Origin of the sequence: Rathayibacter sp. AY1D2 (assembly GCF_002932695.1) — a bacterium.
Lineage (GTDB): Bacteria > Actinomycetota > Actinomycetes > Actinomycetales > Microbacteriaceae > Rathayibacter.
Window position 1 is genome coordinate 1 of record NZ_PSVX01000034.1, and the last position, 23,637, is coordinate 23,637.

Here is a 23,637-nt window from a genome sequence, read left to right on the forward strand (position 1 = left end):
GGCGTCGTCCTCGAACTCCAACAGCACCGCCGCCTGGTCCAGGGTCAGCTCGTGCTCGTGCAGAACGGACGTGACGGTCGCGGACTCCGCGACCGCGAGGCCCTTCTTCACCGCGTCGGTCTTGGTGCCGGTGCGCTTGGCGATCGCTGCGGCGGTGACGCCCTCGAACGCGAGCTGCGCCCACGCGGCGGTGCGGTCCGCGACGCTCAGCTCGGCGCGCTGGTCGTTCTCGATGATCTGCTGCACGATCCGGTCCGCGGTCGTCTCGTCGCCCTCCACGACGTAGACGGGGATCGTGGGCACTCCGGCCTCGCGGGCGGCGAGGGTGCGGCGCTGTCCGGCGCGGACGATGACGTTGCCGTGCTCGTCGCGGCGGGCGAGGACCGGGGTGATGACGCCGTTCTCGCGGATCGACGCGATGAAGTCCTTCGTCAGCGGGGCGCTGGTGCGCACGTTCGCCTCGATCACGAGGGCGGTCGGGTCGATGTGCTGAACGGTCCCGGTTCCGGTGGTGATAGTCACGATGGTTTCTCCTCAATCGGTGTGCGACCATGAAGGTGACAAGTCCCGTGGTTCTAGACCAACTACGGGGCTTTTGTCGTCTTCCTGATCGTTTTTCTTTGCCTCTCCGGCGAGTGATAACCAATTGAGTGGAGTCGGCGGAGTGACGGCTCTCTTGGGCGAAATAAGGGAGCTTGCGACCGCGTCCGAGAGAGACGGCACGTAGCCGGCGGAGCGAGATAGGTTGAAACCGCGGAGAGGTGAAGAAAACGGGTAATCCGGCCGCGTAGCGGCTCCTGCCGGCGGTGTTCCGTCACCGCTGCGCGTGCGGAGCTCGCGCCCCGCCGGAGAAACGACGTCGGTAGGCTTCGGGCAGGTGACGCTTGATCACCCCGAACGGGAGAACGACATGAACGCCGTGATCTACCGCATTCGCTCCATCGCCGCATCGCTCCGCGCGAAGTTCACCAAAGCGCCGACGGCGCTGCCGAAGGATCCGTTCGGGGAGCCGCCCCGCGAGGCTCACGACCCGCACTCGTATCAGGAAGAGTCCTGGAAGGCACCTGCGCCCTCCACGATCAACTTCCACTAAAGCCATGCTCCCCGGGGGAGTGTGAGGGGGTCGCCCCTCACGGGCCGGCCCAGAAGGCCGGCCCCTCCCCCGCACTACTCGGCGGGCGTCAGGAACGCGATCAGCGCGGCGGCCTCGGCGGTGCCGTCGTCGTAGACAGGCATCCCGCCGGGTCCGCACTCCCCCGGCAGTCCGAGCGTGTTGCGGGTGTGCGCGAGGATCTCCGCGTCGGTCGCGGTGGTGTTCTCCGGGTCCTCGTCGCGACTGATCGCGAGGATGAGGGCGAGCTGTTCGGCCGTGGCGCGGCCGGTGTCGGTGCGGGTCATGGTGTGGTCCTCTCAGCGGTTCAGGAACGGGGCGACGCGGCGGATCGCTGCGCGGCGGGCGTGGGCGATGCAGTGGCGGAACGAGCCACTGGTGATGCCGTGCAGCTGGTCGGAGTGCCACGCCTCCCAGACGCCGGACTTGCGGCGGGTGACGTGCACCGAGGGCGTCGTCTTGGGGTCGGTGCCCACGACGCGGACGTCGACCGCGCGGGTGTTCGCGAGCGTGAGGTAGGTCTTCGCGGTGGTCTGCAAGTCGGTGATGGTCTGCATGGTGTGGGTGCTCCCTCTGACTGATCGTTTTTCTTTGCCTCTCCGGCGGGGAAAACCGTTTGAGTGGAGGCGGCGCAGTGACGCCGATAGCGGGCGAAATAAGCCCGCAGGGCGCGTCCGCTATCGGTGGCACGGAGCCGGGGGAGCGAAATAGGTTGAAACCGCGGAGAGGTGAATAAAACGGGTGGAACGGGCCGCATCGCGGCCTCCCCTCGGCGGCGCTCTGTCACCGCTGCGCGAGTGCAGCTCGCGCCCCGGACCGGGATCACGCCCTGAAGAACGACAATTGCCGATTAGGGTCGAATCTGTCGTTTATATACGCCCCTGCATTGGGGTCAAGGCCTGGGTCATCGATACGTGCCTCTGTTACGAAGTATGCGGACACATACTTTTCGACGACCGGAGCCCCGCATGCTCGCCACCGCACGACCTCAGACGCGAGCCACCGCTCCTGCCGTACTGCTCGATCACGGGACCCTGCCCGCGTTGCCGATGGACTCGGACCGGGTGCTCGTCATCCGCGCCGCGTCGGGCGATGACCGCGCGTTCGCGGCGATCGTGAACCGCTACTCGCGTCTGCTGCGAGCGATCGCGTCGCGAACCCTCGGAAGCTCCGCCGACGTCGATGACGTGGTGCAGGAGACGTTCCTCGCCGCATGGACGCACATCGACAACGTGATCGACGGGGACACGATCGCCGGCTGGCTGGCGACCACGACCCGCCGGCGCAGCATCGACCGCCTCCGCGCGCCCGCGTCCGCGCGCCGGTCGGAGCTGAACGAGGAACTGCCGGCGCTCGAAAAGGACGACCCCGAAGCCGCCGGCCGATGCGCCGTTCTCGCGGCGGACGCTCGGCGGGTGCTCGAGAAGCTGCCGGTGCTGCAGCGTCGCTGCTGGGAGCTGCGGCAGCTGCACGAGCTCAGCTACGACGAGATCGCTCTCGACCTCGACCTAACCCCAGCTGCTGTGCGCGGGCTCCTCGCTCGTGCTCGACTGCTGATGGCAAGCGAACTCGCCCACTGGCGCTGACCAGCGCGAGGAACGAACACAGCCGCTCCCCCCGAGCGACCGCTTCAGGGGGGAGTGTGAGGGGATCGCCCCTCACGGGCCGGTGACGCCAACCCACTTGCTCGAGCGAGTCGTATCGGCGCAGTGCGCGGCGATCGCGGAAGTGCGCGCGTCGATTCCGGAGGATCACGTCATCCTCTACGTGCTCCGGATCGCGGACGGCTCGAGTAGAGCACCGGGCGGCTCCAAGCCACTAGCGTTGCCATCCAGTCCTGAAGGTGATGGTTCCGTGATAGCAACAGCGTTGAAGCTCGTCGGGAAGTCAGTAGCGTTCGTCGCCCGCGTCGTGGGCGCGGCGGTGTCCGCCGGACTGGCCTCACTCGGTGTGGGCAGTTATCAGCAGCCAAATCCGGGGCCGCCGCCCTCGACCACGGACAATCGCGAATATCGCCCGTAGAAGAAGATCATCGCGGTGACGTCGGCCTCGGCGATCGCGGAAGTGCGCGCGGCGATTCCGGAGGATCACGTCATCCTCTCCGCGCTCCGGATCGCGGACGTCTCGGAGTAGGGGCTCAGGCCGTCCCGGCGAGGAGTGCGACGGCCGCTACGGAGAAGAGAACAACGGCAGCCAGGAGAGCGCCGCGGGCCCGAGCGCGCTTGTCGACCGCGACCTCGGACACTTGCGCGGAGTGGAGCTCGGAGTCGCGATAAAGCGGCACGATACCGGCGACGACGAGCGCGGCACCTGTCACGGCCAGCAGCAGAGCGATCCCGTCCCACATGCCGACCAACTTACTCAGCCGCGGGGGCGGCGCTGCGTCGGGGTGCGCGCTGGGTGGTTGTGGTGACGACGGCGGTCGCGCGGGTGAGGTTGGGGCCGATGGCGTCGGCTTCGAGGACGCGGCCGGTGCGGCGGTTCTCGCCTTCGCCCCAGGCGACGGTGCGCTCGTAGCCGACGACGATCACGGCGTCTCCCTTGTGGAGGGAGGCGAGGACGTGCTCGCCCAGTTCGAACTTCGCTTCGACGTAGTGCGTGGTCGGGGCGTCGTGCGGGGTCCACTCCCCCGCGCGGTATTCGCCGGTGTTCTCGATGACGCGCAGCTTCACGATCTGGACGCGGCCCGCCTGTAGGGCTTCGGGGTCGGCGGCGAGGTTGCCGGTGATGGTCCTGGTGCTCATCTGTCGTCTCCTGCTCGTGCGGTTGGTGGGTCCCGTCGACGTCGACGGGTTCTCGGTCGCGGCCGCGGCGGCCGGGGTGTCGGTGGGGGGTGTCTCGATGCCCCAGGACGCCAGAGCGTCGCGACGGGTGACTTCGACGGGCGGCTCGGACAGCGCTCTGCGCTGTTCGAGCTCGGCGCGCGTGACGGTGAGGTCGGGGACGCGGCGCTCGTCGCCGTAGGCGAGGCGGTAGAGCCGGTCGGCCTCGTTCTCCAGCCAGTCGACTTCGCCTTGCCGGTCGGCCTGTCCGGCGAGGTACCCGGCCCGGTAGTCGTCGCCGGTGACGTTCGGGCCGGTCATGCGGCGTGCTTCTCGATGAGGTCGGGGCGGAAGCCCGACCAGTGATCCTGGTCGCTCGCGACGACCACGGGGGCGGCGGAGTAGCCCAGCTCCTCCGTGACGTACGCGAGCGCTGCGGGGTTGGTGGTGATGTCGACGGTGGTGTACTCGATGCCCTTCTTCTCGAGCACCCGGTAGGTCATGGTGCACTGCACGCACGACGGCTTCGAGTAGACGGTGAGCATCAGTCGTCCCACCGGTCGCCGCGATGCGGGTCGTGCTCGTCGTTGACCGGGGACCAGGCGTGCAGCTCGGCCCACTTCTCGGCGGCGTCGGTGTATCCGGCCTGGGTGAGGAGGTCGATGATGCCCGTCGCGCGCCAGCACGGCAGCGTCGGGGCGATAGCTTCCGTGACGGCCGGGTCGGAGAGCGTGGCCGCGAAGGCCGCGACGGCCGCCTGGTAGGTCGCCGCCGGGTCGGGCGTGGTCTGCTGCTGCTCGCTCATCGGTGGGTTCCTTCCGGGGTGTGGGCGTCGCCCTCGTCGTCGTCGCTCGCGTGCTCCGCGATCCACAGGTCCGCGGCCTCATCTCGTCCGAATGCTCGCAGGAGTCCGACCAGCGCGTCGACCTCGGCGCAGCTGAGTCGCACGGCCAGCTCGTCGGCGGTGTCTCCGTGGGAGAACACGGACGCGAACTCGGCCACCGCGTCAAGGAGGGTCGGCTCCTCGGCCGCGGGGCTGGTGGTGATGGTGTCGGACATGGCGTTTGCTCCTCGGTGGTGATGCGGGTCAGGATTCGGTGCGGGTGAGGGTGTCCACGAACATGACGCCCTCGGGGCCGGGGATCGTGGCGGTGTGTGCCAGCGCCCACCCGTTGCGTGCCAGACCTGAGAGGTCGACGTCGCGCTCGGCGATCCGGCGCAACTGGCTCTGCATCCCGTCCTCGTTTGCGGCCGGGACGAAGGTGCTGACGGTGGTGATCTGCTGCATGTTCTTCCTCTTCCTCATCGTTTTTTTGCCGTGAAGGCGGTTCTCCGCCCTAGCAACCGGAGGGCGCAGTGCAACCAGCAGGGCGGCGGTGGAGAGAGTTTCGGCGCGATGTGAGGGAGCAAAGCTCCCGCGTGCCGAAAGTCTCGGAGGAGCCGGTGGCGCAGCCACTTGAACGGAGCCCGTAGGTAGCTACGACCGCAGCGAAGCGGAGGGAGCCGCCGAAGGCTTCACGGCAAAAAAGGGTGTGAGCCCGTAGGGCGACCAACGGCGGCCGGCGCAGCCGGGCGACCTCCTGGCGGTGCTCCGTCGCCGCTGCACGAGCGCAGCTCGCGCCCGCCCTGTCATAGTCGGACCGCTCGCGGTCGCCGATGTCACGATGTGTCCATGAGGGAACGCACGGTGATAGCGGTCGTCACCTCGAGCGTGACGGGAGAACCGGACATCACCCTCGACGGACGTCCCATCGGGGATTTCGTGACCGACGACGATCCGGAGGGTACGGGTGACGTCTTCACGGCACCCTGGGGCGAGTGGCGTCCGTTCCTCCTCTCGCTTCTCGGAGAAGGACCATCGGTCGTCACGGCCATGCTTCCTGGCCGGATCGCGCTGGCCAGCTGCGCGTCCTGCGGCGACTCCAGCTGCGGCATCCTCTTCAGCGCAGAACTCGTGCGCAGCGACGAGATCGTCCAGTGGAAGGACTCCCGGTGGGAGTCAGAGACTCTTCGACCGCTTCCACCTCCATCAACGCTTCTCGGCCGGCTCAGCCGGCGGCTTGGCTTCGGCGTGACCGATGAGTTCGCCGGATGGTGTCCGAACGGAGAGCTTGTTCGTACCCTCACCTTCGAGAGGGAGCAGTACGACGGCGCAATTCGCGAGGCACTGCGTCTGACGTGACTCGCAGTGACACGAGCGCAGCTCGTGCCTCCCGGAACGGGAATCCCGGGGTGTGTGAGGGGCCCGCCCCTCACGAGCTACCTACCTAGGTATCTAGGTAGGTAGCTCGCAACCGTTCAGCTCGCGGCGGCCGTCTCGGTGGCGGCCTTCTCGGTGGCGGCGGCTCGGGCTGCCTCGACTTCGGCGGCGGTGTGGTGTCCCTGCACGTCGGCGTAGACAACCTTGTAGGGGCGGGTGCCGTCGTTCCAGTCGAGCGCGACGGTCACGCTCTTGGGGTTCACGCGGGTAACGACGTGCCAGCCGAAGCGGTGCTTGATCATGTCGCCCTTGTTGATCGTGTCGCGGCTGTGGATCGTGACCTGTCCGGCGGCGGCCTGCGCCTCGCGGACGGCGCTCCAGTAGTCGCGCTGGTCTTCGAGCTGCGCGCGCTGGGTGAGCAGCCGCTCCCGGTAGGCGCCGGTCGCGGGGGCGGTCGTCTCGATGTAGCCGCCGCCGAAGTTGTGCGAGCTACCCTCGATCCTCCGTGTGCAGCCGCGAATGTCGGTATCGAGGCGGTCGATGCGGCGGGCGACCATTCCCGGCGCGTAGCGGGATTCGGTGGTCCCGGCGGCGACGTCGGCGCGGGCACGGGCGCGGGTGGCTTCGCGGTCGGCCTCGACGCTGCGGCCCATCGCGGCATCCGCCTTGGCGATCGCGTTGCGGTGCCGGTTCTCGGAGTGGTGGCCGATCTTGATCGGCTCGCCTCCCTCGGGGAGCCGGTCAAGCGCGCGGCGCGCGGCCGCGTCGGCGGTGTCGGCGTCCGCGGCGCGCCGGTCGGCCTTCGCGTCGAGCGCATCGACGCGGGCGGCCTGGCGCTCGGTCTTGTCCGCCTCGACCTCGGCGGTGGGCCGGAACGTCTCGTCAGCGTCGATCGTGACCTCGTGCCCGGCGTCGCGCAGGGCGGTCGCGGCACGGTTGATGGTCCACCACTTCGGGAGGCGGTCGCGGGACTGCGGGACGTACCAGGCGCCGATGGAGCGGCCCCAGCGCCAGCCGTTCGCCTTGAGGATCTCGGCGGTGCCGTCTCCGCGGCTGGTGCCCTCGATGATCGTTCCGGCCTCGGGGGTGTGGGTGATGGTGAGCATGTCGGTTCTCCTTCTCGGGTCGGTGATCAGTCGTTGGCGAGGTAGTCGGCTGGCGTCTCGCTGCGGTCGTGCAGCGAGTAGGCGGCGGGGTACAGGTCGAGCGCTCGGGCGACCGCGACCGGCACGACGACATAGGCACCGGAAGCCATGTAGCCGATGCGATCCGCGGGCAGCGGCTCGACGGGCTCAAAGTGCTGCAACGTCACCCCGGCCACCGCGCGGCCACCGCTGCGGGTGACCAGGCGCACGGCGGGCGTCTGCTCGGTCACCGGGTCGTTGCCACCGGCGCCGACGATGACCACCTGACGCGCGGTCCGGCTGATGCCCTCCGCTCCGGGTCCGTGGTTCTCGCTCTTGATGACCTCGGTACGTGTGCCGCGCTGCTCGCTCATGGTGCGTCTCCCTCTGGCTGATCGTTTTTCTTTGCCTCTCCGGCGGGGAAAACCGTTTGAGTGGAGGCGGCGGAGTGACGCCGATCACGGGCGAAATAAGCCCGCAGGGCGCGTCCGGGATCGGTGGCACGCAGCCGGTGGAGCGAAATAGGTTGAGACCGCGGAGAGGTGAAGAAAACCCGAAGGATGGGCCGCTCTGCGGCCTCCCCACGGTGTCGCGCAGCGACGCTGCGCGAGGACCCTCGCGCCCCCGGAACGGGTGTCTAAGACGCGCTCAGCGGGGTACAGGGCATGACACAGCGTCCAGCGTGCGAAGTACCCCGGGCGTGATCGTCTGGGCCGACTAGCGGCCGAGGCCTCCGATTTCGGGGCCGCGGGCCGGCTTCCTGCTCGTGGGGAAGCTCTGAGCGGCTGTTGCGCGTGTCTGCACGAGGGCGGTATCGACTAGCGGGCGTCCAAACGCCGTGCGGGACTTGTCGACGTGGACAGTGCGCGGCTGTCCTTCGCTGGCGGTGTTGAACCGGCGGAATCGCATCACGGTCGGGCCGGTTTCTGCGAGCTGTTCAGCGGAGAACTCGGGGAACGAACGACCCTCGGGGCCGGCGTAGACGTTGCGGGCGTACTCGCTGGGAACCCATCGGCCGCCGAGCTCATCGGCGCCGGCGAGGGCGCGTTCGTAGGACTGCTGCCACCGACCGGCGATCCGCGCTTCCGACAGCTCGAACGGCACCTCGACGTCGATCACTTCGACGCTGTAGCCGGCGGCCGCGAACCGTTGCCCCAGCTCGACTGCCTTCTCGGGTGAGGAGAGCACGGTGTCGATGACGACGTTCTGGCCGTCTCGCATCGCCGCAGCGCGGAGCTGGGTGGCGAGGAGGGAGGATTCTTCGTGCACGAGGGAGGCCAGCTCGAGCGGGAAGAACTTCTCCCCCGCCGCCTCGGCGGAGCGCACCTCTGGCGGCAGAATGGCGCGGTCGTAGCTGCCGTCCTTGATCGCCTCGGTGAGCAGCGCTCGCTTGAACTCGTCGGCATCGACCGTGAGCCACGCGCTGCGGTCGGCGCCGAGCACGTCTGCGAGAACTGTCGACTTTCCCGCTCCTGGTGGGCCGGCGAGGATGATCGCCTTCTTCTCCGAGCGGACGTCGGGAAAGTGAGCGCGGTACTCGTCCACGAGGCGGGCGTGCATGAGTCGGCGGGCAGCGCGAGGCTGGACCGATCCATCCGACTCCCGGGTGAACCAGTCCCGGTTGTTGACCGTCGCGCGCTCACTCGCAGGGCTCAGTGGGCCTCCCGCCCGAGCCCACGCGCGCACCGTCTCACGGTGCGCGGCGATCGCTGACGAGTCCTCCGCCGTCACCGACCTTGCTCGCTGTAGCGGTCAAGGATCTCGTCGTACGCGTCCGCGTCGATCAGGTGCTCAGTGAGAGCGCGACCTACTTCCTCGAACTCCCCCGGGTCCAAGGTGGTCCAGTCGTAGCTATCGCTGGGCGAGCCTGGACGATACGGCCAGCGGCCGAGCTCATCGATGACTTGCTCCCGCGTCAGCTCTCCCGCGTCGTAGCGCTGAGCGATTTCGTAGGGCGTCGCGCCAGAGAACCCGGGACGCACGTCAGGCACTGCGGCCGCAGACTTCAACGCACTGTTGACCGACGGCTGCGAGATGCCGATGTCGCGGGCGAGCTGCGACTGAGTGGTGCCTTCGGCCGCCGTCCGCAACGCGCGGAGGTATGACACGCGGGTTACGGCCTGCAAGCTGCGTAACCGGCGAACAGTGTCCCCGTCGGGCCTCTCAGCGATCGACACGGCAACCACCTCCTATAGAAGATTCTATCAAGTTGAGGGGACAGGGGACAGAGAGCAATGCGGTGATCTACTTGCATTCATTCTGATATTAAAATGAATGCATCGGACTTGACTGGTCAGCGCTCAGATTGGTGGTCGGCGCGCAGGGCTTCGAGCCCGCGTTGCAGGGCGCGGAGCGCGGTCTTGTGCTGGCTGCGGTCCTCGAGAGCTGCAACTTCGGCCAACTCCTTCGCCAAAGCAGGGTCAGGCCAGCGGACGAGGAGAGTTCGGCCGAGTCCGCTAGGCCACTCCCCCGCGCTCTCGACGGGCCGCTTCGCTGTGCCCGCTGCCCTCCCGGCCGACTTCGCCACTGCCAGCGGCGTAGTCGCCGTCGTAGCGGCTTGCGCTGCGGGGGCCGGGGGTGCGTCGGCCGCGTCACCGAACCTTTCGATCGCGGCAGGGTCCACGGCTGGCCGCTTCTTGATTGCCATTACGCCACCAACTCCGCAGCAAGTTCCTGAATTTCAGACTTTGCCTTGACGTTGTTCCATTCGACAACCCCGAGCCCTTCTCCCACGACGTCTCGGTAAGCCTTCCGCTCGTGGATCACTGTCTCGAGAGGCCGGATGCGCGGGTACTCCGCCAGGTACTCCCCTGCGTCGGTTCGTTCCGTGACGGCCGGATTGGAGGGGGCCTGGGCGATGAGGCCGCGCACGTCCAGGTCGGGATTGAAATCGAGAGCTTGGTCAATGACTTCGGTCATGTGTCCGAGAGTGTCGAGGTCGAGCTGACTGGGCCGAACGACCACGACGAGCTTGTCTGCGGCTGTCATGCCGGTGCGCATCTCCTTGCTGTCCTTGCCTGCGACGTCGACCATCACGACGTCGTAACGAGTCGCGAGGTCTTGCAGAGTTTGATGGATGCTGCCGAGCTTCTCGACGCACGCGATCGCTGGCTGGTGTCGGTTCTCCTCGCGGTCGGCGTGCCACCTGGCCGCCGAGCGCTGCGGGTCGGCATCGACCAGGCAGACGTCCTTGCCTTGGCGGGCGTACTCCGTGGCGAGATTGACCGCGATGGTCGTTTTCCCCGGGCCGCCCTTCTGGCTGCCGATCAGAATGATCATGCGTTCACATCGCTTTCAATTTGGCTTCAAAGTGCATGCGTCTTGCGATCCATATGCGCGAGCGGCAGGGATGCAAACTGCTGCGAAGTGATACCAGTCTGACATCATTGCAGGATGGATGCAAGGCGCAGTCATAGTGAATGCAGATGGCAGAACGGTTGCAGCTTGCAGGCATAGTGCATGCATGTGACAGAATAGATGCAATATGCAACCATCCTGAATGCAGATATTGGACTGAATGCACTATGCATTTGTCTGGGAGACGCGGGGGAGCAGCCTCACCTCGCGTGAGCGGCGGCTGGTTCACCCCAGTGGGGAGGCATCCGTCGTTGTTCGAGAGGACGACGGGCCGGCCTGCGAGCTTCGGGGCGAACAGTCGCTCGCAGGAGACGTAGAACGAGTTGACGTCGACCAGACCGATCCGCTGCTCAGAGCGCACGGTGGAGGTGGTGGAGGCAGACGGTGACGACGCCCCACACCTGGAGGTCGCTGAGCTCCGGGACGAGGATCGGCGGGTACTCGGAGTTCTCGGCGCGCAGGATCACGCCACCGGGGGAGAGTTCGAGGCGCTTGACGGTGAGTTCGCCGTCGAGGATCGCGACGACGACGTTGCCGTGCTTGGGGGAGAGGGAGCGATCGACCACCAGCTCATCGCCATCGCTGATGCCGGCACCGACCATGCTCTCCCCGGAGACGCGGACGATGAAGGTGGACGTCTTGTCGCGGATCAAGTGGTCGTTGAGGTCGAGAGAGCCGTCGAAGTAGTCCTGCGCGGGGGAGGGAAAACCGGCCGCTACCGCGTCGCCAGCAACGAGGAACGCGATCGCCACGGCGTCCGGCGCCGGAGTCGAGATCCGCTCCACGATCGTCACAGTCATCTCGATACCTCTCGACGTGTTCGAACGTATGTTCGATGAAAGTCGAGTGTAGGTCGGAGGATCTGACAGCGCTCATGTACGCCGGTCGGCGGGGCCGTCTCGGGCGCGTCGAGCTCGGGTCCGCGTCGACGTCGAAGGGCAGCGTCGGGGCTAGGCAGCGGTGGAGGACCACCAAAGCGAGCCGGGGGCGAGCATGCCGGTGCGTCCCCAGTGCAGCGCCTCGCGGTGATCGCCGCGGCCGGCGGCGTCGCGGGGGTAGAGCGGCCAAACGCGCTCACCGGGTGTGGTGTCCTCGAACAAGAGTCGGCTCGACACGTGTCGGCGTCGCGGGCGTTGTCTGGGGGAGGAGGAGCGGTGGCTCAGCTCTGCTTGCCACCAAGCCCAGACTTCGCGCTCGACGTCGTAGCGGTGGGCTCGATCAGCGAGGGCTCCGTCGACGCCGAGGGTGCGAGCTGCGACAGTGCGGAGATCGCGCTTGGCTCGGGTCCATCCCGTCGTGTGCTTGATGATCAGCCGGTGTGTGCGTAGGCGGGAGAGGGCGGTGGCGGCGGTGCGGGTGGTGATGCCGAGCAGCGTGGCTGCGGCGTCGAGGGCGAGGGTCCCTTCTCGGCGCAGCAAAGCGTAGGTCTTTCCTGCCAGGTGCCCCAGACCGGCGCGGGTGAAGAGGTCGTGCCGGGTGTCGGTGAGGTCGGCTTCGAGCATGGTGAGGAGCATGGTTCGTTCGGTGAAGATCGGCCCGGGGGGGCGGGGGTTATTAGTGGTTGTGACCGGACCTTGCAGAGAGCCTGTGGAAAGGTGCTCGGACAATCGCCATTCGCTGGCGTTCGAGCCGTCCGCACGGACGGCGAGCTGCACGTAGCCGTCCTCGCGCAGCGTCCGCAGGGCGCTGGCCGCGGTCGTTCGGCCCAGGCCCGCGAGGAGGGCGAGGTCACGGATGGACGCGGCGACGGTGCGCTTGCCGGTGTGCAGGGTGAGGTAGGCCAGGGCGGTGAGGATCGTCTTCTCCGACGTCGCCCGCTCGCTCCGACCCCACCGGCCCGGGCTCACCCGGAACCGGTCGAGGAGGGCGCTGACGGAGCCGACGAGGCTCTCCAGCTCCGCCAGGTCGCTCGGCTCGCGCTCGGACGGGAGAACGGCGTGCAGCGCCGCGTACTGGAGCGCTTTCTCCCACTGCCGCGTCAGGCGCTCGGCCGCTTCGTCGCGCGATCGCGGGCGGCGGTGGCCGCGGCCGGTGTTCTTGGTCCGGTAGTGCTCCATCCCGGGAGCGGTGCGGGCGGCGTGCTCGACGTCGGTCAGGGACCAGCCGGCGTGAGCCGCGGAGAGCAGGCACATGAACGCCGTCCACGACGGATTCGCACCGCCACCCGCGGCCGCCATGTGTCCGGCGCCGGCAGCGCTGAGCTGGCGGTGCGCCCGGTGCGTGGTGGTCGGGGCGGCCGGGGGAGTGACGTCGATGGCGCGCGGCGGGCGGGACGCTTGCAGCGCAGCGGTCACGGCCTCGATGGCGACCGCGGTGACGGTCGCATTCAGCAGCTCTTCCGCGCGGCCGCGGAGAACGCTCGAGAAGCTGCCGTCGCGGTGCGGGGACAGGGGAGGTCGAGCGGCGCCGGTGCGGGGGTTGCAGAGCATCCCGTGATCCAGCGTGCGAAAGTTCGCACGAGCGGCGATCGCCAGCCGAGCCACTGACTCGGCCGGAACACCCTCGGCGAGTGCGATCCACAGGTGCCGGCCGCCGGTTCCGGAGGACTGGCACACGAGGTGAGCGACCTGGTGCGCGTCCAGAACGGCGGAGAGTGCGTCGCAGTCGTCCGCGGCCTGCTCCATGAGGTCCGCATCAACGCCGTGGGAGTCCTTGCCGTCGAAGTCGAAGCAGAGCAGCCGGAACGCTCCGGCGTCATCTGCGAGGTAGATCGCCCACGGGGCCGCCGGCGCAGCAGGGGAGACGGGGAAAGCGGCCGGGTAGGCGTTCTCGTCCAAGCGCCCGTAGGCATCGCGGCGCATCGTTCGGACAGTGCTGCGCGGGCTCAGCCGACGTGTCAGCGACCATGCGTCGCCGCCGAGCGTCGACGAGCTGTTTCGGCGCGCCGAAAGATCCATCGTTGAATCTCTCGGCCCGTCGTGTAATCTTTCGGGCATAGAGAAGCCTCCCGTGAGGGTGGTGACTTGATTAGCTCTGAACCCGGGCTTTGGTCGGCGGTGGGTTCTGAGCTACGAAACTTGGTGAGGCCCGCTCCGGCGGGCCTCCTTCGTTTAAGCGGCTGTCGTGCGCGCCTCCTGAGGGATGGGCAGTTCGTTGATGCGATCGCGCCGAGGACGCGGGGCGTACTCGGGCATGCCGAGAGACTCCGCTGCGAGAGCGGTGATGTACTCGCCGTAGCTCAACCCCGCGGCTGTCGCATTGGCCTTGATGACCTCGGCAAGAGGCACCGCGGGTTTCGCCATGATGGGGACTCGTTGTCCCTTGCTCGGTCTAGCCATGGGCGAAATCATCCTGCGATTCCGTTAACGGAAACGTTAGGTGGGCGGTGTGTCGCCAAGTCGGCGCTCGGATCGCGAGACGCGGCGGCGCCTGGCGCTCGACGTCGACCGCGATTCGACCCACGCGTTGCCTAGGCGCCCACCCGCTTGCCGTCATGAGGACACCGTACCAAATTAGGTACGGATACTCTTACCCATCTTGATTCATTACATGCTCAGAGCCAGGGACTTGCGAGTGGCGGCCGAGCCAGTGCGTCACGATCCATTCGAACGCGTCCGGCGCCACGTTGTACTCCCATGCGTGTGCAGCCGGCGGAAGCAGTGCCAGCTCGCTTCGCTCGTCGTTCACGCTCACGAACGCTCGCGACAACGAGGCGGGCACCTCTCGATCTCCGTCCGAGTGGATGAGGAGGCTCGGGACGGTGAGTCGCGGTTCTCGGGTCCAGTCCAGGGCGTCGAAGTCGATGGGTCGGGGGAGTCCGACGAGGGTACTGAGCGGGCGAGTCGAGAGCGCGAACGTTCCGAGCGCACCGACTACTGATGGCAGGTGAGCACGGCGTGCTCCGGCGCGGATGACCTGCCGCCAGTCGGTAGCCGGGGCGATCAGGACAAGGGCTGCGATGACGTCGCGATGTCGGGATCTTTCGGTCAGCTGAAGAGCAATGCCACCACCGAGCGACCAGCCGAACAGCACGATGCTTCGCGCTCCGTGCGCCACGGCGAAGCTGATCGCAGCATCCACGTCCTCCCACTCGGCTTCGCCGAGGGCCGACGCTCCGTTACTCGTCGGTGGCGCTTCTCCATCACCGCGGAACGAAGGAACGAGCGATGTGTATCCGAGCTTGCGTGCCGCGGGGACGGAGCGCAGCGCCGTGATGCGTGTGGTGCGGATGCCGTGCACATGGATCGCCCAGGTCGTTTCCTCCTCGCCGCCGGTCGACGGGAAGAGCCATGCCGGACAGGGACCTGCTGGTGAGTCGATGTGGATCTCGCGCGCGTTCGGGTCGATGTCCTCGGGACGCGCGAAGACGTGTCCGGTCCATCGGCCTTCGTGAGCGGTGGAGAGATCGCCTCCGCTGACTCGAAGGATTTCCCGGCGCACGGTCCGACCTAGCGGGTCGTGGTGCAGGATCCGGCCGACGAGTGCATGGCCCCGATCGGAGTCGAACCAGAAGCCGTACTCGCCGTCGTGAAGGGTTTCGGGCGTGGCGTCGAGGGTGAGGGTGTCCGGGGTCGATGCGATGACCCGCATGGTTCTCTTGCGCCCCGGCATCACGACTCGCCGTCCCAGCACGACACCAACTCCGGCCAGCAGAGAGAGCGCCCCTATCGCGGTTCCGACCGCTCCTAGGGCAGTTCTCGCGCTGCCACGTCGTGCGCTCATCAGGTCCAGGCCTTCGTGGTCGCGGGGGAGGGGAGCTGTTCCATCACGATGGCCTCGGCCTCTGCCACGCGGCGAGCGTCCGCGACGGTCAGGCGGCCGCGATGGGCGTTCTCGAAGTCGCGCAGGGCGATCACGAGGTCGTACACGACAGCGATCGGAGATTCGTCTCGAGTGCCGTGTGACCCGTTCGTGGGCGGCATCACTGCGAGCCGGGTGGCGAGCCGGCGGAGTCGCCGCGCATGTCGGCCGAGTCGCGCCTCTCGCATGGCCTTCTGCAGAGTGAAGGAGGCGATTCCGGTGACGATGAGGATGACGCCGCAGTAGAACAGGAAGTCGAACGCGTTTCGTAGGAGGATGCGGAAGCCCAGATCGGTGACCTCGAAGTGGTCGAGAGCCAAGACGACGATCTCGTCGATGCACGCGAGGATGACGAGACTGCTGCCGGCGACGAAGAAGCCGTAGGAGCGCGCCTGTCTGCGGCGGAGACCCAACAGGAGCATCGTCGAGATGGCCAGGATTGCCGTCATATAGATGCTGGCGTAGAGCCAGGTGCTGGTCTGAGTGATGTGCTCGGTGATGAAGGTCTTCGAGGTGGGTTCCTTGTCGGTGATGAACAGGAACGGCACCGCGAAGGATACGAGCATGGCAACGAGGATGAGCTTCCTGGTCCAGAATCGCGGGGTGCTGCGGGACTGAAGGAGGGCGGCGCGCATGACCAGCCAGAAGGCGGTGGTCGCAAGGAGATTCTGGGCGAGGTTGATGTAGTTCTCACCACCGATGAACCGATCCAGCCCGGGGTGGACTCGGGTGAGTAGCGCTAGGGAGCCGACTCCGCTGGCGAGCCAGGACAGCCGGCTTGAGGGCTGGGAGACAGCGGCGGGGATCCGGGCGACGAAGACGACGGCGAGAATCACCAGAGCGATCAGTGCCAGAGCCTGCATCTACCCGAAGACCTCCTCGTCCTCCCGGAAGCGAGGACGCAGGAGCGAGCGGGAGAGAAGGTGTGCTAGGTGCTCTGCTTCTCCTTCGAGGATGCGCCGGTCGCCGTCGGCGTTCTCGAGGTCCTCCGAGCCGCCGGTTTCCAGGAGGCGGCCGCGCACGAGTCCGTTCGTTCCCCGGTACGACGCGAGGGAGGAGTCGTCTCCCAGGACGTTGCAGCCGGGGTGGCGAAGGACTATGTGAGCGAGTTCGTGCAAGATGCAGTGCATCTGGTAGAGCCGCGTATCAGTCGAGCGGTAGAGGATCTGGGCCTCGTGGGGGAAGTCGACCCAGAGGGCTGTGAGCGTCTCCCAGTCCGTGTCGTCGATGGCGTCGACGTGGATCGGCTTGCCGTGCAGGTCGGCGACGTGCTCGAGGAGGGCGTCCAGGGTTTGGTCGTCCTCGAATCGGTGCTGCTCGAATGCGTGCGCTGTGCGCGCCTCGACCTCGGCGTGCTCGAACCACAGGGCGTCGTTGCTCTGGGTGGCGCTCATGGGGTGGTGCCCTCCTTCGGAGTTCGCTCGATCGAGAGAATCGCCTTGGTGACGGCGGCGAGTTGCTTGGCGTTCATGCCACCCAGCGCTCGGGCGCTGATGGAGGTTGCACCGGTCGCGAGCAATGCCCGGTGGAAGCGGATCTCGGCTTCGATGAGCTCGCTGGCTTCGTCTTCACGCCTCGCGGTTAGGTACTCGTAGCTGACACCGAAAAACTCGCTGAGACCGACGAGCAGATCGACCGGCAGCCGAGTGGAGCCCTCCAGCCCGAGCATCTCGTCCCACTCTTCCGGGTCGAAGCTGATGTCACGGCCGTGGAGCGATTGAACGAGGGCATCGAGGGTGAAGACCGGAGCATCGGCGCTAGTCGGCCCTTCGGCGAGGAACTTTAGTCTCCGAGCGAACTCCCTGCCGTCGATGCGCTCAGCAGTGAGCTCTGCTCCGCCATCCTCCGCTGTCGGGGAAGAGGCGAGCTGCAGCACCTCGTACGGCTCGACTCCGAAGGCTCCGGCGAGCTTCTCGATGTCGTTGGTGGTGAACGGCGCTTCGCCCCGGAGGCGGATGTAGAAGTAGTTCGCCGAGATGCCCGCGGCGCGGATGAGCTCGGTGTTGGTCAGCCGCGCACGATCGCGGAGCGTCTCGACCGCGCGGACCACGCGTCGCGAGAAGTCCGTCGGTCCCGGCGCTGGTCGTCTAGCCACGCATGGAATGTACCAAAGATGATATAAGCCTATTTCGGTAACTCACTCAGGTTGCAATAGCTACCGAAATCGGTAGTTTTAGACGCGTGCTCGCATCTTCGTTTCGGTACTCGCCCGTGCTGCTTGCTCTCTGCGCCACGCTCCTCATCGGCGGCTGCACCTCCACCCGGTCGGACGACGCACCGCACGAGAGCGAGTCGCCGACGACGACGACGCCTGTACCGACCGCTGCGCCCTCAGCAGCGGAACTCGCGCCCAGCCGACCTGGTCCTGGTGACACTGAGCCGACTCCAGAACCAGATGTAGTGAGCGACACCGTTGCGGTAGCCACGAATGCGGTTGCCGCCTTCTGCCGTCCGTCGCTCGAATACGAGTTCTGGATCAATGAGCTGTATCCGGTGCTCTCGCAGCGGGCGGCTATCGCCTACGAGACGGTCGACCCCGCGAACGTGCCGTGCACGAGCGTCACAGGCGAAGCGCGAGTGCGCGACGGTGACGGCGCGTTCACGATGCGCATCCTCGTCCCCACCGACGCGGGGGAGTACTCCGTGTACGTCCACCGCACCAGCGAGAGCACTCCCTGGGCCGTCGAGCAGATCACCCCTCTGGCCTCGGAGTAGCCGGATGGAGAAGGGGGGACTGGGGGTGCTGGCGGCGGTCATGGTGCCCGTCGTGGCGGTCGCGATGCTGTTGTGGGTGCTGTTCTTCGGCGGCTCCGCTGCCGCGGCATGCCTGCCGGGCGGGGGGCCCATCAACGTCTCCGCCATCCCCGCGGACGCGAAGGTCGGCGCCTATAGACACGACCAGCTGGTGAACGCGGCACTGATCGTGAACGCAGGGGCAGCGAATGGGCTCGGCGCGGACGGGCAGACGCTCGGCGTGCAGACGGCGATCGGGGAGTCCTCCCTGGTGAACATCAGCTACGGGGACGGTGCGATCGACCCGGACGGGTCGGTCGCTGACTCGACCGGCTTGTTCCAGCAGCAGTCGAGCTGGGGCACCGTCGAGCAGCGCATGGACCCGACGACCTCGGCGGGCTTCTTCTACGACCGCCTCGTGGCCGTCGAGGGCTGGCCGGCAATGGAGCCCTCCATCGCGATCAACAAGGTCCAGCGCAACGCCGACCCGAACCACTACACGAAGTACCGCGCCGACGCCGTGGCGATCATGACCTATCTGAACGGGCTCGGTAGCACCACGACGGGGCCGGCGACGACCGGCGCACCGGTCAGTGTTCCGTCGACGCCGACCAGCACCACGCCTACGACGGCTGAGCCGGTCGGTGGATGCGTAGCCGTGTCCGGAGACGCGCAGGCCCTCGCCGCCGGACTCGTGACGGCGATGGACGAGGGGCGCCTGCGCCTACTCGAGGACCGCTACGCGCAGCAGATCCGCGACATGGCCGCCGGGACCGCCAAAGAGAACTGCGGCATCGACGTCCGGATCCTCCAGGTCATCACCATCGCCCTGAACACGTTCGGGAAGGTCGGCGTCTCCGACCTCAACCGACAGTGCACCGGTTCACTGCTGGGCGCCGGCACCGGCTCCTCGCACTGGATGAACGGCGGCGGGAACGCCGTTGACTTCTTCTCCTTCGACGGCACGGCCACCACCGGCTGCGACGCGAACGCCCTGCAACTGCTGACGGTCCTGGACCCGCAGGTGCCCCAGGGCTCTCGCGCCGGCCAGATCCAGTGCCGGTCGACCACCTATCAGCACATCACCCAGTTCGGTGACACCCCGAACCACCTGCACTTCGACGTCGCCTACGCCGACGGCCCCCTCATCACCGGATGACCGGACCCTTTCGACGTCGCGACCGCGGCGCCGATCACCCCGCACCACCCAACACAGAAAACGGAGCACACCATGTCTGCACTGCTCGCAGCAACGACCGACATCCTCACCACCGCGGGCGCGCTCGGCGCGGTCGTGCCGGATCCGGGCCCCGGCGGCATGCCCCCCGGATTCGAGGCCTTCACCACAGTCATGGGCTGGGCCAAGTGGGTCGGCCTCGGCGTTGCCGTCGTCGGCCTGATCATCCTCGGCGTCACCATGACCGTCTCCGCCCGCCGCGGCGAAGGCGGAGAGATCGGCGGCTGGCTCGGACGCCTGCTCGTCGGCGTGATCATCGTGTCCGCCGCCTTCACGATCGTCGGCTTCCTCATGGGTGCGTAGCGTCCGGAGGAAACCGACCGCACCACCAACGAAAGGCACGACGTCATGAGCGACACGGAGCAGCGCAACCCGTTCACCAGTCGAGGATTCATCTTCGGAGCGATCATCTTCGGAATCCTCGTCCTGGCCGCAATTCTGCTCGCCGTCACGTCCCTGGACAGTGGTGGCGGGCAGGGCACCGCCGTGCCCGCCACCACTGCAACGCCCACCTCCCAGGCCTCAGAGCTCGACGCCGATGCTGCGAGCATCTGCGGCCTCCCTGGACTCGACGAGAGCGGCAGCCTCGCTGCCGCACCCGACGCGGAATGGACCATCGTTGGGACCATGGCAGCGCCCTCCTCGGACGATGCAGGGCCTGGCGTCGTCGACGCCGACGGAGTCCGCAGCTGCTACGCGCACACCGTGGAAGGCGCAGCCTTCGCCGTCGCGAACCTCTGGGCGATGGGAACGGACGGCCGTCTGAGCGACCTCGTCACCGAACGCCTCACCGTCCCCGGCCCCGGTCGAGACGCCGCGCTGGCCCGCGAGACCACTCAGAGCAACACCGGCCTGAGCTCCCAGATCGCCGGCGTGAAAGTCCTCGCCTACGACGGCCAGAACGCCACCATCGACATCGCCTTCCAGATTTCCGACGGACGTCTCATCAGCTTCCCCTACGCCCTCAGCTGGTCCGAGGGCGACTGGAAGTTCGTGCTCACCGATGACGGACTCCCCACCTTCCGCCCGGTCGCTCTGCAGAGCCTCGGCGGCTACCTCCCTTGGAGCGGCACCACATGACCCCAGTCCCCGACAAAGAGCCGTGCTCCGTCGTCGACGTTCTCTGCTGGACCGGAGAAGGCATCGGCAAGGTCGTCTCGCAGGCGTCGAACGACGCTCTGCAGCAGTTCGTGAACAACATCTTGGAGGGCTTCGGCAAAGCGGTCATCTCGCTCGGCACCCTCTGGGTGAACGTTCCCTCCCCGGTGACCGTGGTCGACCGGGGAGGCGGCGTTAACGGTGGCGGTACCCCGCCCCTACCGGAAGCGTTCGAGACGATCCTCGGCTACGTGACGTGGGTCGCGGCGGGCCTCGCGGTCATGTCGCTCATCATCGCCGGCGTCATGATGAGCACCCGTCGCCGCCACGGCGACGGCGAGGCGCACATGGGACGCATTGGCGTCATCATTTTCGCCGTCTTCCTGCTCTCCTCCGCCTCAGCGCTCGTGACAGGGTTCCTGCCCTTGGCGCTGCACCTCAACGAGTCTTCGAGCGTCGTCGGCTGGGTGCAAGGGCAGCTCGAGTGGTACGCCGGAGGACTCGCGATCCTGTCGATCCTCGTCGCCGCCGGCCGCATGGTCTGGACGCAGCGCGCGGGCGAGTTGCGCACCCTCGCCCGGTCGGTACTGACGCTGATCGCCGTCGCCGGCGCGGGACTCGTCGTGATCCGTCTCGCCACGCAGGCAGGCGACGCCTTCTCGATCTGGATCCTCAACAACTCCACCGACTGCGACGTCACCAACGGTGAGAGCAACTGCTTCGGCACGAACATCTTCGCGATGATTTCGCTGACCGCAACGTCGGGTATCGGCCTCATTGGCTTGTTCCTCCTCGGCATCCTCGCCGTGCTCATGACCTACGTTCAGATCGCGCTCATGGTGTTCCGCGGCGCGATGCTCGTCGTCCTCGCCGGCATCTTCCCGATCGCCGCGGCCGCGACCAATACGGAGATCGGGCAGCAGTGGTTCAAGAAGACGATGGCCTGGACCCTCGCCTTCATCCTCTACAAGCCCGCCGCGGCGATCGTCTACGCGATCGCGTTCCGGATGACCGGCACTGATCTGTTCAAGTCGGACGGGACTGGACTGTTCCAGATCGTCACGGGCCTCGCGCTGATGCTCATCGCGCTCGTGGCCCTGCCCGCGCTGATGCGCTTCCTCGTCCCCGCTGTCGCCTCGGTGGGCGGTGGCGGTGGCGGTGCAGGCCTCCTGCTCGGTGCGGCCGCGGCCGGTGGAGCGGCGGAGATTGCCAGCGGAGCGATCCGCTCGCGCAGCGGAGGCGACAGCGGCGGGGGCGGAGGGTCGCCCGGCGGCGGTGGCTTCGGCTCCGCACCGTCCGGCAGCAGCGCCTCCGCCGGCAGCAAGGGGTCACCCGCTGCGACTCCGGCCGCCTCCGGTGCAGGCGGCGGCGCAGCAGCAGGCGGTGGCGCAGCTGGCGGAGCTGCGGCCGGCGGTGGTGCGGCAGCGGGCGGTGCGGCGGCAGGCGGTGGTGCCGCAGCCGCGGCAGGAGGCCCGATCGGTGTCGGCCTTGCGGTGGCAGGGAAGGCCGCCGAAGGCGCGAAGCACGCAGCAGGGGCGGTCAAGGCCGCCACGGACGACGCCACTGGCGGCAACGGAAGCGGGAACTGATGAGCACGGCAACTCCTACGCGCAGCGCTGAGGCGCCGCGCACGTACGGCAATTGGCGTCGCCCGCAAACTGCGGGACTCGGCGGCCTCGGACAGCTCGCCACGGGCGTGCTGTTCGTCGGCATCCTCTCCTCGATCATCGCCTCGATGTTCTCCGGCCTCGGGGCCGCGCTGATCGTCGCCGCGATCTTCGGCGGGATCTTGCTGACGGTGTCGGTGAAGGACAAGCACGGGCAGAGCGCCCTCGGAAGGACGGTGAATCGCGTGAACTGGATGCGAACGAAGGCCAAGGGAGCGAACGTCTACCGTTCAGGTCCCGCGGGTCGAGCGAAATGGGGCACGTTCCAGCTCCCCGGACTCGCTGCGGCGTCGCAGCTCTCCGAGCACGAGGACTCGCACGGGCGCCGATTCGCTCTCGTGCACGTCCCCTCCACCAAGCACTACACCGTCGTGATCGCCACGGAGCCGGACGGCGCCGCGCTGGTGGATCAGGAGCAGGTCAACAACCAGGTCGCGGAGTACGGCATTTGGCTCTCCAACCTTGGAGACGAGCCCGGCATCGAGGCCGCCTCCGTCACCGTCGAGACAGCCCCCGACACCGGCACGCGCCTGCGCTCGGAGGTCGAAGGGTCGATGGACCCCGACGCACCGGAGTTCGCTCGAGCGATGCTCTCGGAGGTTGTCAGCAGCTACCCGGTCGGGTCGGCCACGATCCGCGCCTACGTCGCGATCACCTTCTCTTCCCTGTCTCGCATCGGCGGGAAGCGCCGCAACGCGAAGGAGGTCGCCGCCGACCTCGCCGCCCGCCTGCCCGGCCTGACGACGAGCCTTGCCGCGACAGGGGCCGGCGCTGCCCGGCCGCTCGGTGCTCAGGAACTGTGCGAGGTGATCCGGATCGCCTACGACCCCGCCGCCGCCGTCCTGATCGATGAGGCCCGCGCCTCCGGGGACGTGCCCGAGCTGTCGTGGACGGACGTCGGCCCCGCGGCCGCTGAGTCCCGGTGGGAGTCGTATCGGCACGACGGCGCCGTGTCGACGTCGTGGACGATGACCTCCCCGCCGCGCGGTGTCGTGCAGTCCGGGATCCTCGCGCGCCTGCTCGCGCCGCACCGCGACGTCGCTCGCAAGCGCGTCACCCTGCTCTACCGCCCCATCGACCCGGCCCGCGCCGCGGCGATCGTGGAGGCGGACCTGAACGCGGCGCAGTTCAACAGCTCCGCGTCGACCAAGCCCACCGCCCGCTCGACCCTCTCCACCCGCTCCGCCCAGGCGACCGCGGCGGAGGAGGCCTCCGGTGCTGGCCTGCTCAACTTCGGCCTGATCGTCACCGCGACGACCACCGACGCTGTGCACGAAGCGGACGCACGCGCGGCGATCGACTCGCTGACCGCCGCGGCGCGTCTTCGAGTGCGGCCGGCGTTCGGGTCGCAGGACACCGTTTTCGCTGCGGGTCTGCCGCTGGGGCTCGTGCTCCCGCGTCACCTGCGCCTGCCCACCGAAGTGAGGGAGTCCCTGTGAGCCTGATCACCCGCCTGTTCTCCTCGAACAGTGACAACGAGCTCGAACCCGGCGAGGACGTCCTGCCGGACGGAGCGGTCACCGCCGCCCACGGCGATACGACGGGGGAGGAGCTGACCGGCGACGGCCTGCCCACCGGTGCCGTGTCGTCCTCGGCAGAGCCCGGCAC

The 23,637-nt window shown here is 67.8% G+C and carries 29 protein-coding genes; 9 read left to right on the forward strand and 20 right to left on the reverse strand.

The window, feature by feature from the left end:
* A partial coding sequence (locus C5D04_RS10275) for a ParB/RepB/Spo0J family partition protein (RefSeq protein ID WP_258068888.1) occupies positions 1 to 522 on the reverse strand: 522 nt, incomplete at its 3' end.
* Between the two features lie 355 nt (positions 523 to 877).
* On the opposite strand from C5D04_RS10275, the gene C5D04_RS10280 reads away from it, so the two are divergent.
* Entirely contained in the window at positions 878 to 1,093 is a 216-nt protein-coding gene (locus C5D04_RS10280) for a hypothetical protein (RefSeq protein WP_146078513.1), read from the forward strand.
* Between the two features lie 74 nt (positions 1,094 to 1,167).
* Here C5D04_RS10280 and C5D04_RS10285 read toward each other — a convergent pair whose 3' ends face one another.
* Positions 1,168 to 1,398 carry a hypothetical protein gene (locus tag C5D04_RS10285; protein ID WP_104247873.1) on the reverse strand — a complete coding sequence of 77 codons (231 nt, stop codon included), beginning with the start codon at positions 1,396 to 1,398 and terminating at the stop codon, positions 1,168 to 1,170.
* Between the two features lie 12 nt (positions 1,399 to 1,410).
* Positions 1,411 to 1,668: a hypothetical protein gene (locus tag C5D04_RS10290; RefSeq protein ID WP_104292837.1), complete on the reverse strand. Its 258-nt coding sequence runs from the start codon at positions 1,666 to 1,668 to the stop codon at positions 1,411 to 1,413.
* A 492-nt stretch (positions 1,669 to 2,160) separates the two neighbouring features.
* On the opposite strand from C5D04_RS10290, the gene C5D04_RS10295 reads away from it, so the two are divergent.
* Positions 2,161 to 2,697, forward strand: a complete 537-nt coding sequence (locus tag C5D04_RS10295; protein ID WP_181068412.1) for an RNA polymerase sigma factor — start codon at positions 2,161 to 2,163, stop codon at positions 2,695 to 2,697.
* Positions 2,698 to 3,248: 551 nt separating this feature from the next.
* Here the strand turns inward: C5D04_RS10295 and C5D04_RS10300 are convergent.
* The 6 genes from C5D04_RS10300 to C5D04_RS10325 are packed head-to-tail and all read right to left on the reverse strand — an operon-like array spanning position 3,249 to position 5,161.
* On the reverse strand, positions 3,249 to 3,458 hold the full coding sequence (locus C5D04_RS10300; protein WP_146078514.1) for a hypothetical protein: 210 nt from the start codon (positions 3,456 to 3,458) through the stop codon (positions 3,249 to 3,251).
* A gap of 10 nt (positions 3,459 to 3,468) precedes the next feature.
* Positions 3,469 to 4,194, reverse strand: a complete 726-nt coding sequence (locus tag C5D04_RS10305; RefSeq protein WP_104292839.1) for a single-stranded DNA-binding protein — start codon at positions 4,192 to 4,194, stop codon at positions 3,469 to 3,471.
* Positions 4,191 to 4,421 (reverse strand): glutaredoxin-like protein NrdH, encoded by a 231-nt coding sequence (gene nrdH / locus C5D04_RS10310; RefSeq protein WP_056045893.1) that lies wholly within the window; start codon positions 4,419 to 4,421, stop codon positions 4,191 to 4,193. Before nrdH ends, C5D04_RS10305 begins: the two co-directional genes overlap by 4 nt.
* The gene (locus tag C5D04_RS10315) at positions 4,418 to 4,678 is read right to left on the reverse strand and encodes a hypothetical protein (RefSeq protein ID WP_056865926.1); all 261 of its coding nucleotides are present in this window, start codon (positions 4,676 to 4,678) and stop codon (positions 4,418 to 4,420) included. Before C5D04_RS10315 ends, nrdH begins: the two co-directional genes overlap by 4 nt.
* Positions 4,675 to 4,932, reverse strand: a complete 258-nt coding sequence (locus C5D04_RS10320; protein ID WP_104292840.1) for a hypothetical protein — start codon at positions 4,930 to 4,932, stop codon at positions 4,675 to 4,677. Before C5D04_RS10320 ends, C5D04_RS10315 begins: the two co-directional genes overlap by 4 nt.
* Before the next feature lie 28 nt (positions 4,933 to 4,960).
* Positions 4,961 to 5,161, reverse strand: a complete 201-nt coding sequence (locus tag C5D04_RS10325; RefSeq protein ID WP_104273023.1) for a hypothetical protein — start codon at positions 5,159 to 5,161, stop codon at positions 4,961 to 4,963.
* A 384-nt stretch (positions 5,162 to 5,545) separates the two neighbouring features.
* Between C5D04_RS10325 and C5D04_RS10330 the strand changes: the two genes are divergently transcribed.
* Positions 5,546 to 6,055: a hypothetical protein gene (locus C5D04_RS10330; RefSeq protein ID WP_056865921.1), complete on the forward strand. Its 510-nt coding sequence runs from the start codon at positions 5,546 to 5,548 to the stop codon at positions 6,053 to 6,055.
* Positions 6,056 to 6,171: 116 nt separating this feature from the next.
* Here the strand turns inward: C5D04_RS10330 and C5D04_RS10335 are convergent, their stop codons facing one another.
* The 11 genes from C5D04_RS10335 to C5D04_RS10395 form a co-directional block, all read right to left on the reverse strand.
* Positions 6,172 to 7,179 (reverse strand): DUF3560 domain-containing protein, encoded by a 1,008-nt coding sequence (locus tag C5D04_RS10335; RefSeq protein WP_104292841.1) that lies wholly within the window; start codon positions 7,177 to 7,179, stop codon positions 6,172 to 6,174.
* A gap of 26 nt (positions 7,180 to 7,205) precedes the next feature.
* Positions 7,206 to 7,571: a hypothetical protein gene (locus tag C5D04_RS10340; RefSeq protein WP_104292842.1), complete on the reverse strand. Its 366-nt coding sequence runs from the start codon at positions 7,569 to 7,571 to the stop codon at positions 7,206 to 7,208.
* A 343-nt stretch (positions 7,572 to 7,914) separates the two neighbouring features.
* Positions 7,915 to 8,742: a zeta toxin family protein gene (locus C5D04_RS10345; protein WP_258068243.1), complete on the reverse strand. Its 828-nt coding sequence runs from the start codon at positions 8,740 to 8,742 to the stop codon at positions 7,915 to 7,917.
* A gap of 182 nt (positions 8,743 to 8,924) precedes the next feature.
* Positions 8,925 to 9,374, reverse strand: a complete 450-nt coding sequence (locus tag C5D04_RS10350) for a hypothetical protein (RefSeq protein WP_104292843.1) — start codon at positions 9,372 to 9,374, stop codon at positions 8,925 to 8,927.
* A 469-nt stretch (positions 9,375 to 9,843) separates the two neighbouring features.
* On the reverse strand, positions 9,844 to 10,476 hold the full coding sequence (locus tag C5D04_RS10355) for an AAA family ATPase (RefSeq protein ID WP_104292844.1): 633 nt from the start codon (positions 10,474 to 10,476) through the stop codon (positions 9,844 to 9,846).
* 428 nt (positions 10,477 to 10,904) lie between these two features.
* A complete protein-coding gene (locus C5D04_RS10365; RefSeq protein WP_104292846.1) occupies positions 10,905 to 11,354 on the reverse strand; it encodes a LexA family transcriptional regulator in 450 nt (149 codons plus the stop codon).
* A gap of 150 nt (positions 11,355 to 11,504) precedes the next feature.
* Positions 11,505 to 13,355: a hypothetical protein gene (locus C5D04_RS10370; RefSeq protein WP_104292847.1), complete on the reverse strand. Its 1,851-nt coding sequence runs from the start codon at positions 13,353 to 13,355 to the stop codon at positions 11,505 to 11,507.
* A gap of 667 nt (positions 13,356 to 14,022) precedes the next feature.
* Positions 14,023 to 15,084 (reverse strand): S9 family peptidase, encoded by a 1,062-nt coding sequence (locus C5D04_RS10380; protein WP_258068244.1) that lies wholly within the window; start codon positions 15,082 to 15,084, stop codon positions 14,023 to 14,025.
* A 131-nt stretch (positions 15,085 to 15,215) separates the two neighbouring features.
* On the reverse strand, positions 15,216 to 16,157 hold the full coding sequence (locus C5D04_RS10385; RefSeq protein WP_104292850.1) for a hypothetical protein: 942 nt from the start codon (positions 16,155 to 16,157) through the stop codon (positions 15,216 to 15,218).
* Entirely contained in the window at positions 16,158 to 16,688 is a 531-nt protein-coding gene (locus tag C5D04_RS10390; RefSeq protein WP_104292851.1) for a hypothetical protein, read from the reverse strand. It lies immediately after the preceding gene.
* Positions 16,685 to 17,344, reverse strand: coding sequence for a helix-turn-helix transcriptional regulator (locus tag C5D04_RS10395; protein WP_104292852.1), 660 nt, complete (start codon positions 17,342 to 17,344; stop codon positions 16,685 to 16,687). Before C5D04_RS10395 ends, C5D04_RS10390 begins: the two co-directional genes overlap by 4 nt.
* A 350-nt stretch (positions 17,345 to 17,694) precedes the next feature.
* Here C5D04_RS10395 and C5D04_RS10400 point away from each other — a divergent pair, with 350 nt between their 5' ends.
* From C5D04_RS10400 to C5D04_RS10425, 6 genes are all read left to right on the forward strand, one after another.
* Positions 17,695 to 18,009, forward strand: coding sequence for a hypothetical protein (locus C5D04_RS10400; protein WP_146078515.1), 315 nt, complete (start codon positions 17,695 to 17,697; stop codon positions 18,007 to 18,009).
* A gap of 4 nt (positions 18,010 to 18,013) precedes the next feature.
* Positions 18,014 to 19,186 (forward strand): hypothetical protein, encoded by a 1,173-nt coding sequence (locus C5D04_RS10405; protein ID WP_104292854.1) that lies wholly within the window; start codon positions 18,014 to 18,016, stop codon positions 19,184 to 19,186.
* A 72-nt stretch (positions 19,187 to 19,258) separates the two neighbouring features.
* Positions 19,259 to 19,567 (forward strand): hypothetical protein, encoded by a 309-nt coding sequence (locus C5D04_RS10410; RefSeq protein ID WP_104261433.1) that lies wholly within the window; start codon positions 19,259 to 19,261, stop codon positions 19,565 to 19,567.
* A 45-nt stretch (positions 19,568 to 19,612) separates the two neighbouring features.
* Positions 19,613 to 20,344 (forward strand): hypothetical protein, encoded by a 732-nt coding sequence (locus tag C5D04_RS10415; RefSeq protein WP_104292855.1) that lies wholly within the window; start codon positions 19,613 to 19,615, stop codon positions 20,342 to 20,344.
* Between the two features lie 185 nt (positions 20,345 to 20,529).
* Positions 20,530 to 21,951, forward strand: coding sequence for a hypothetical protein (locus C5D04_RS10420; protein WP_146087856.1), 1,422 nt, complete (start codon positions 20,530 to 20,532; stop codon positions 21,949 to 21,951).
* Complete coding sequence (locus C5D04_RS10425; RefSeq protein WP_181068413.1) at positions 21,951 to 23,468, forward strand: SCO6880 family protein; 1,518 nt, start codon at positions 21,951 to 21,953, stop codon at positions 23,466 to 23,468. Before C5D04_RS10420 ends, C5D04_RS10425 begins: the two co-directional genes overlap by 1 nt.
* Positions 23,469 to 23,637 lie beyond the last annotated feature (169 nt).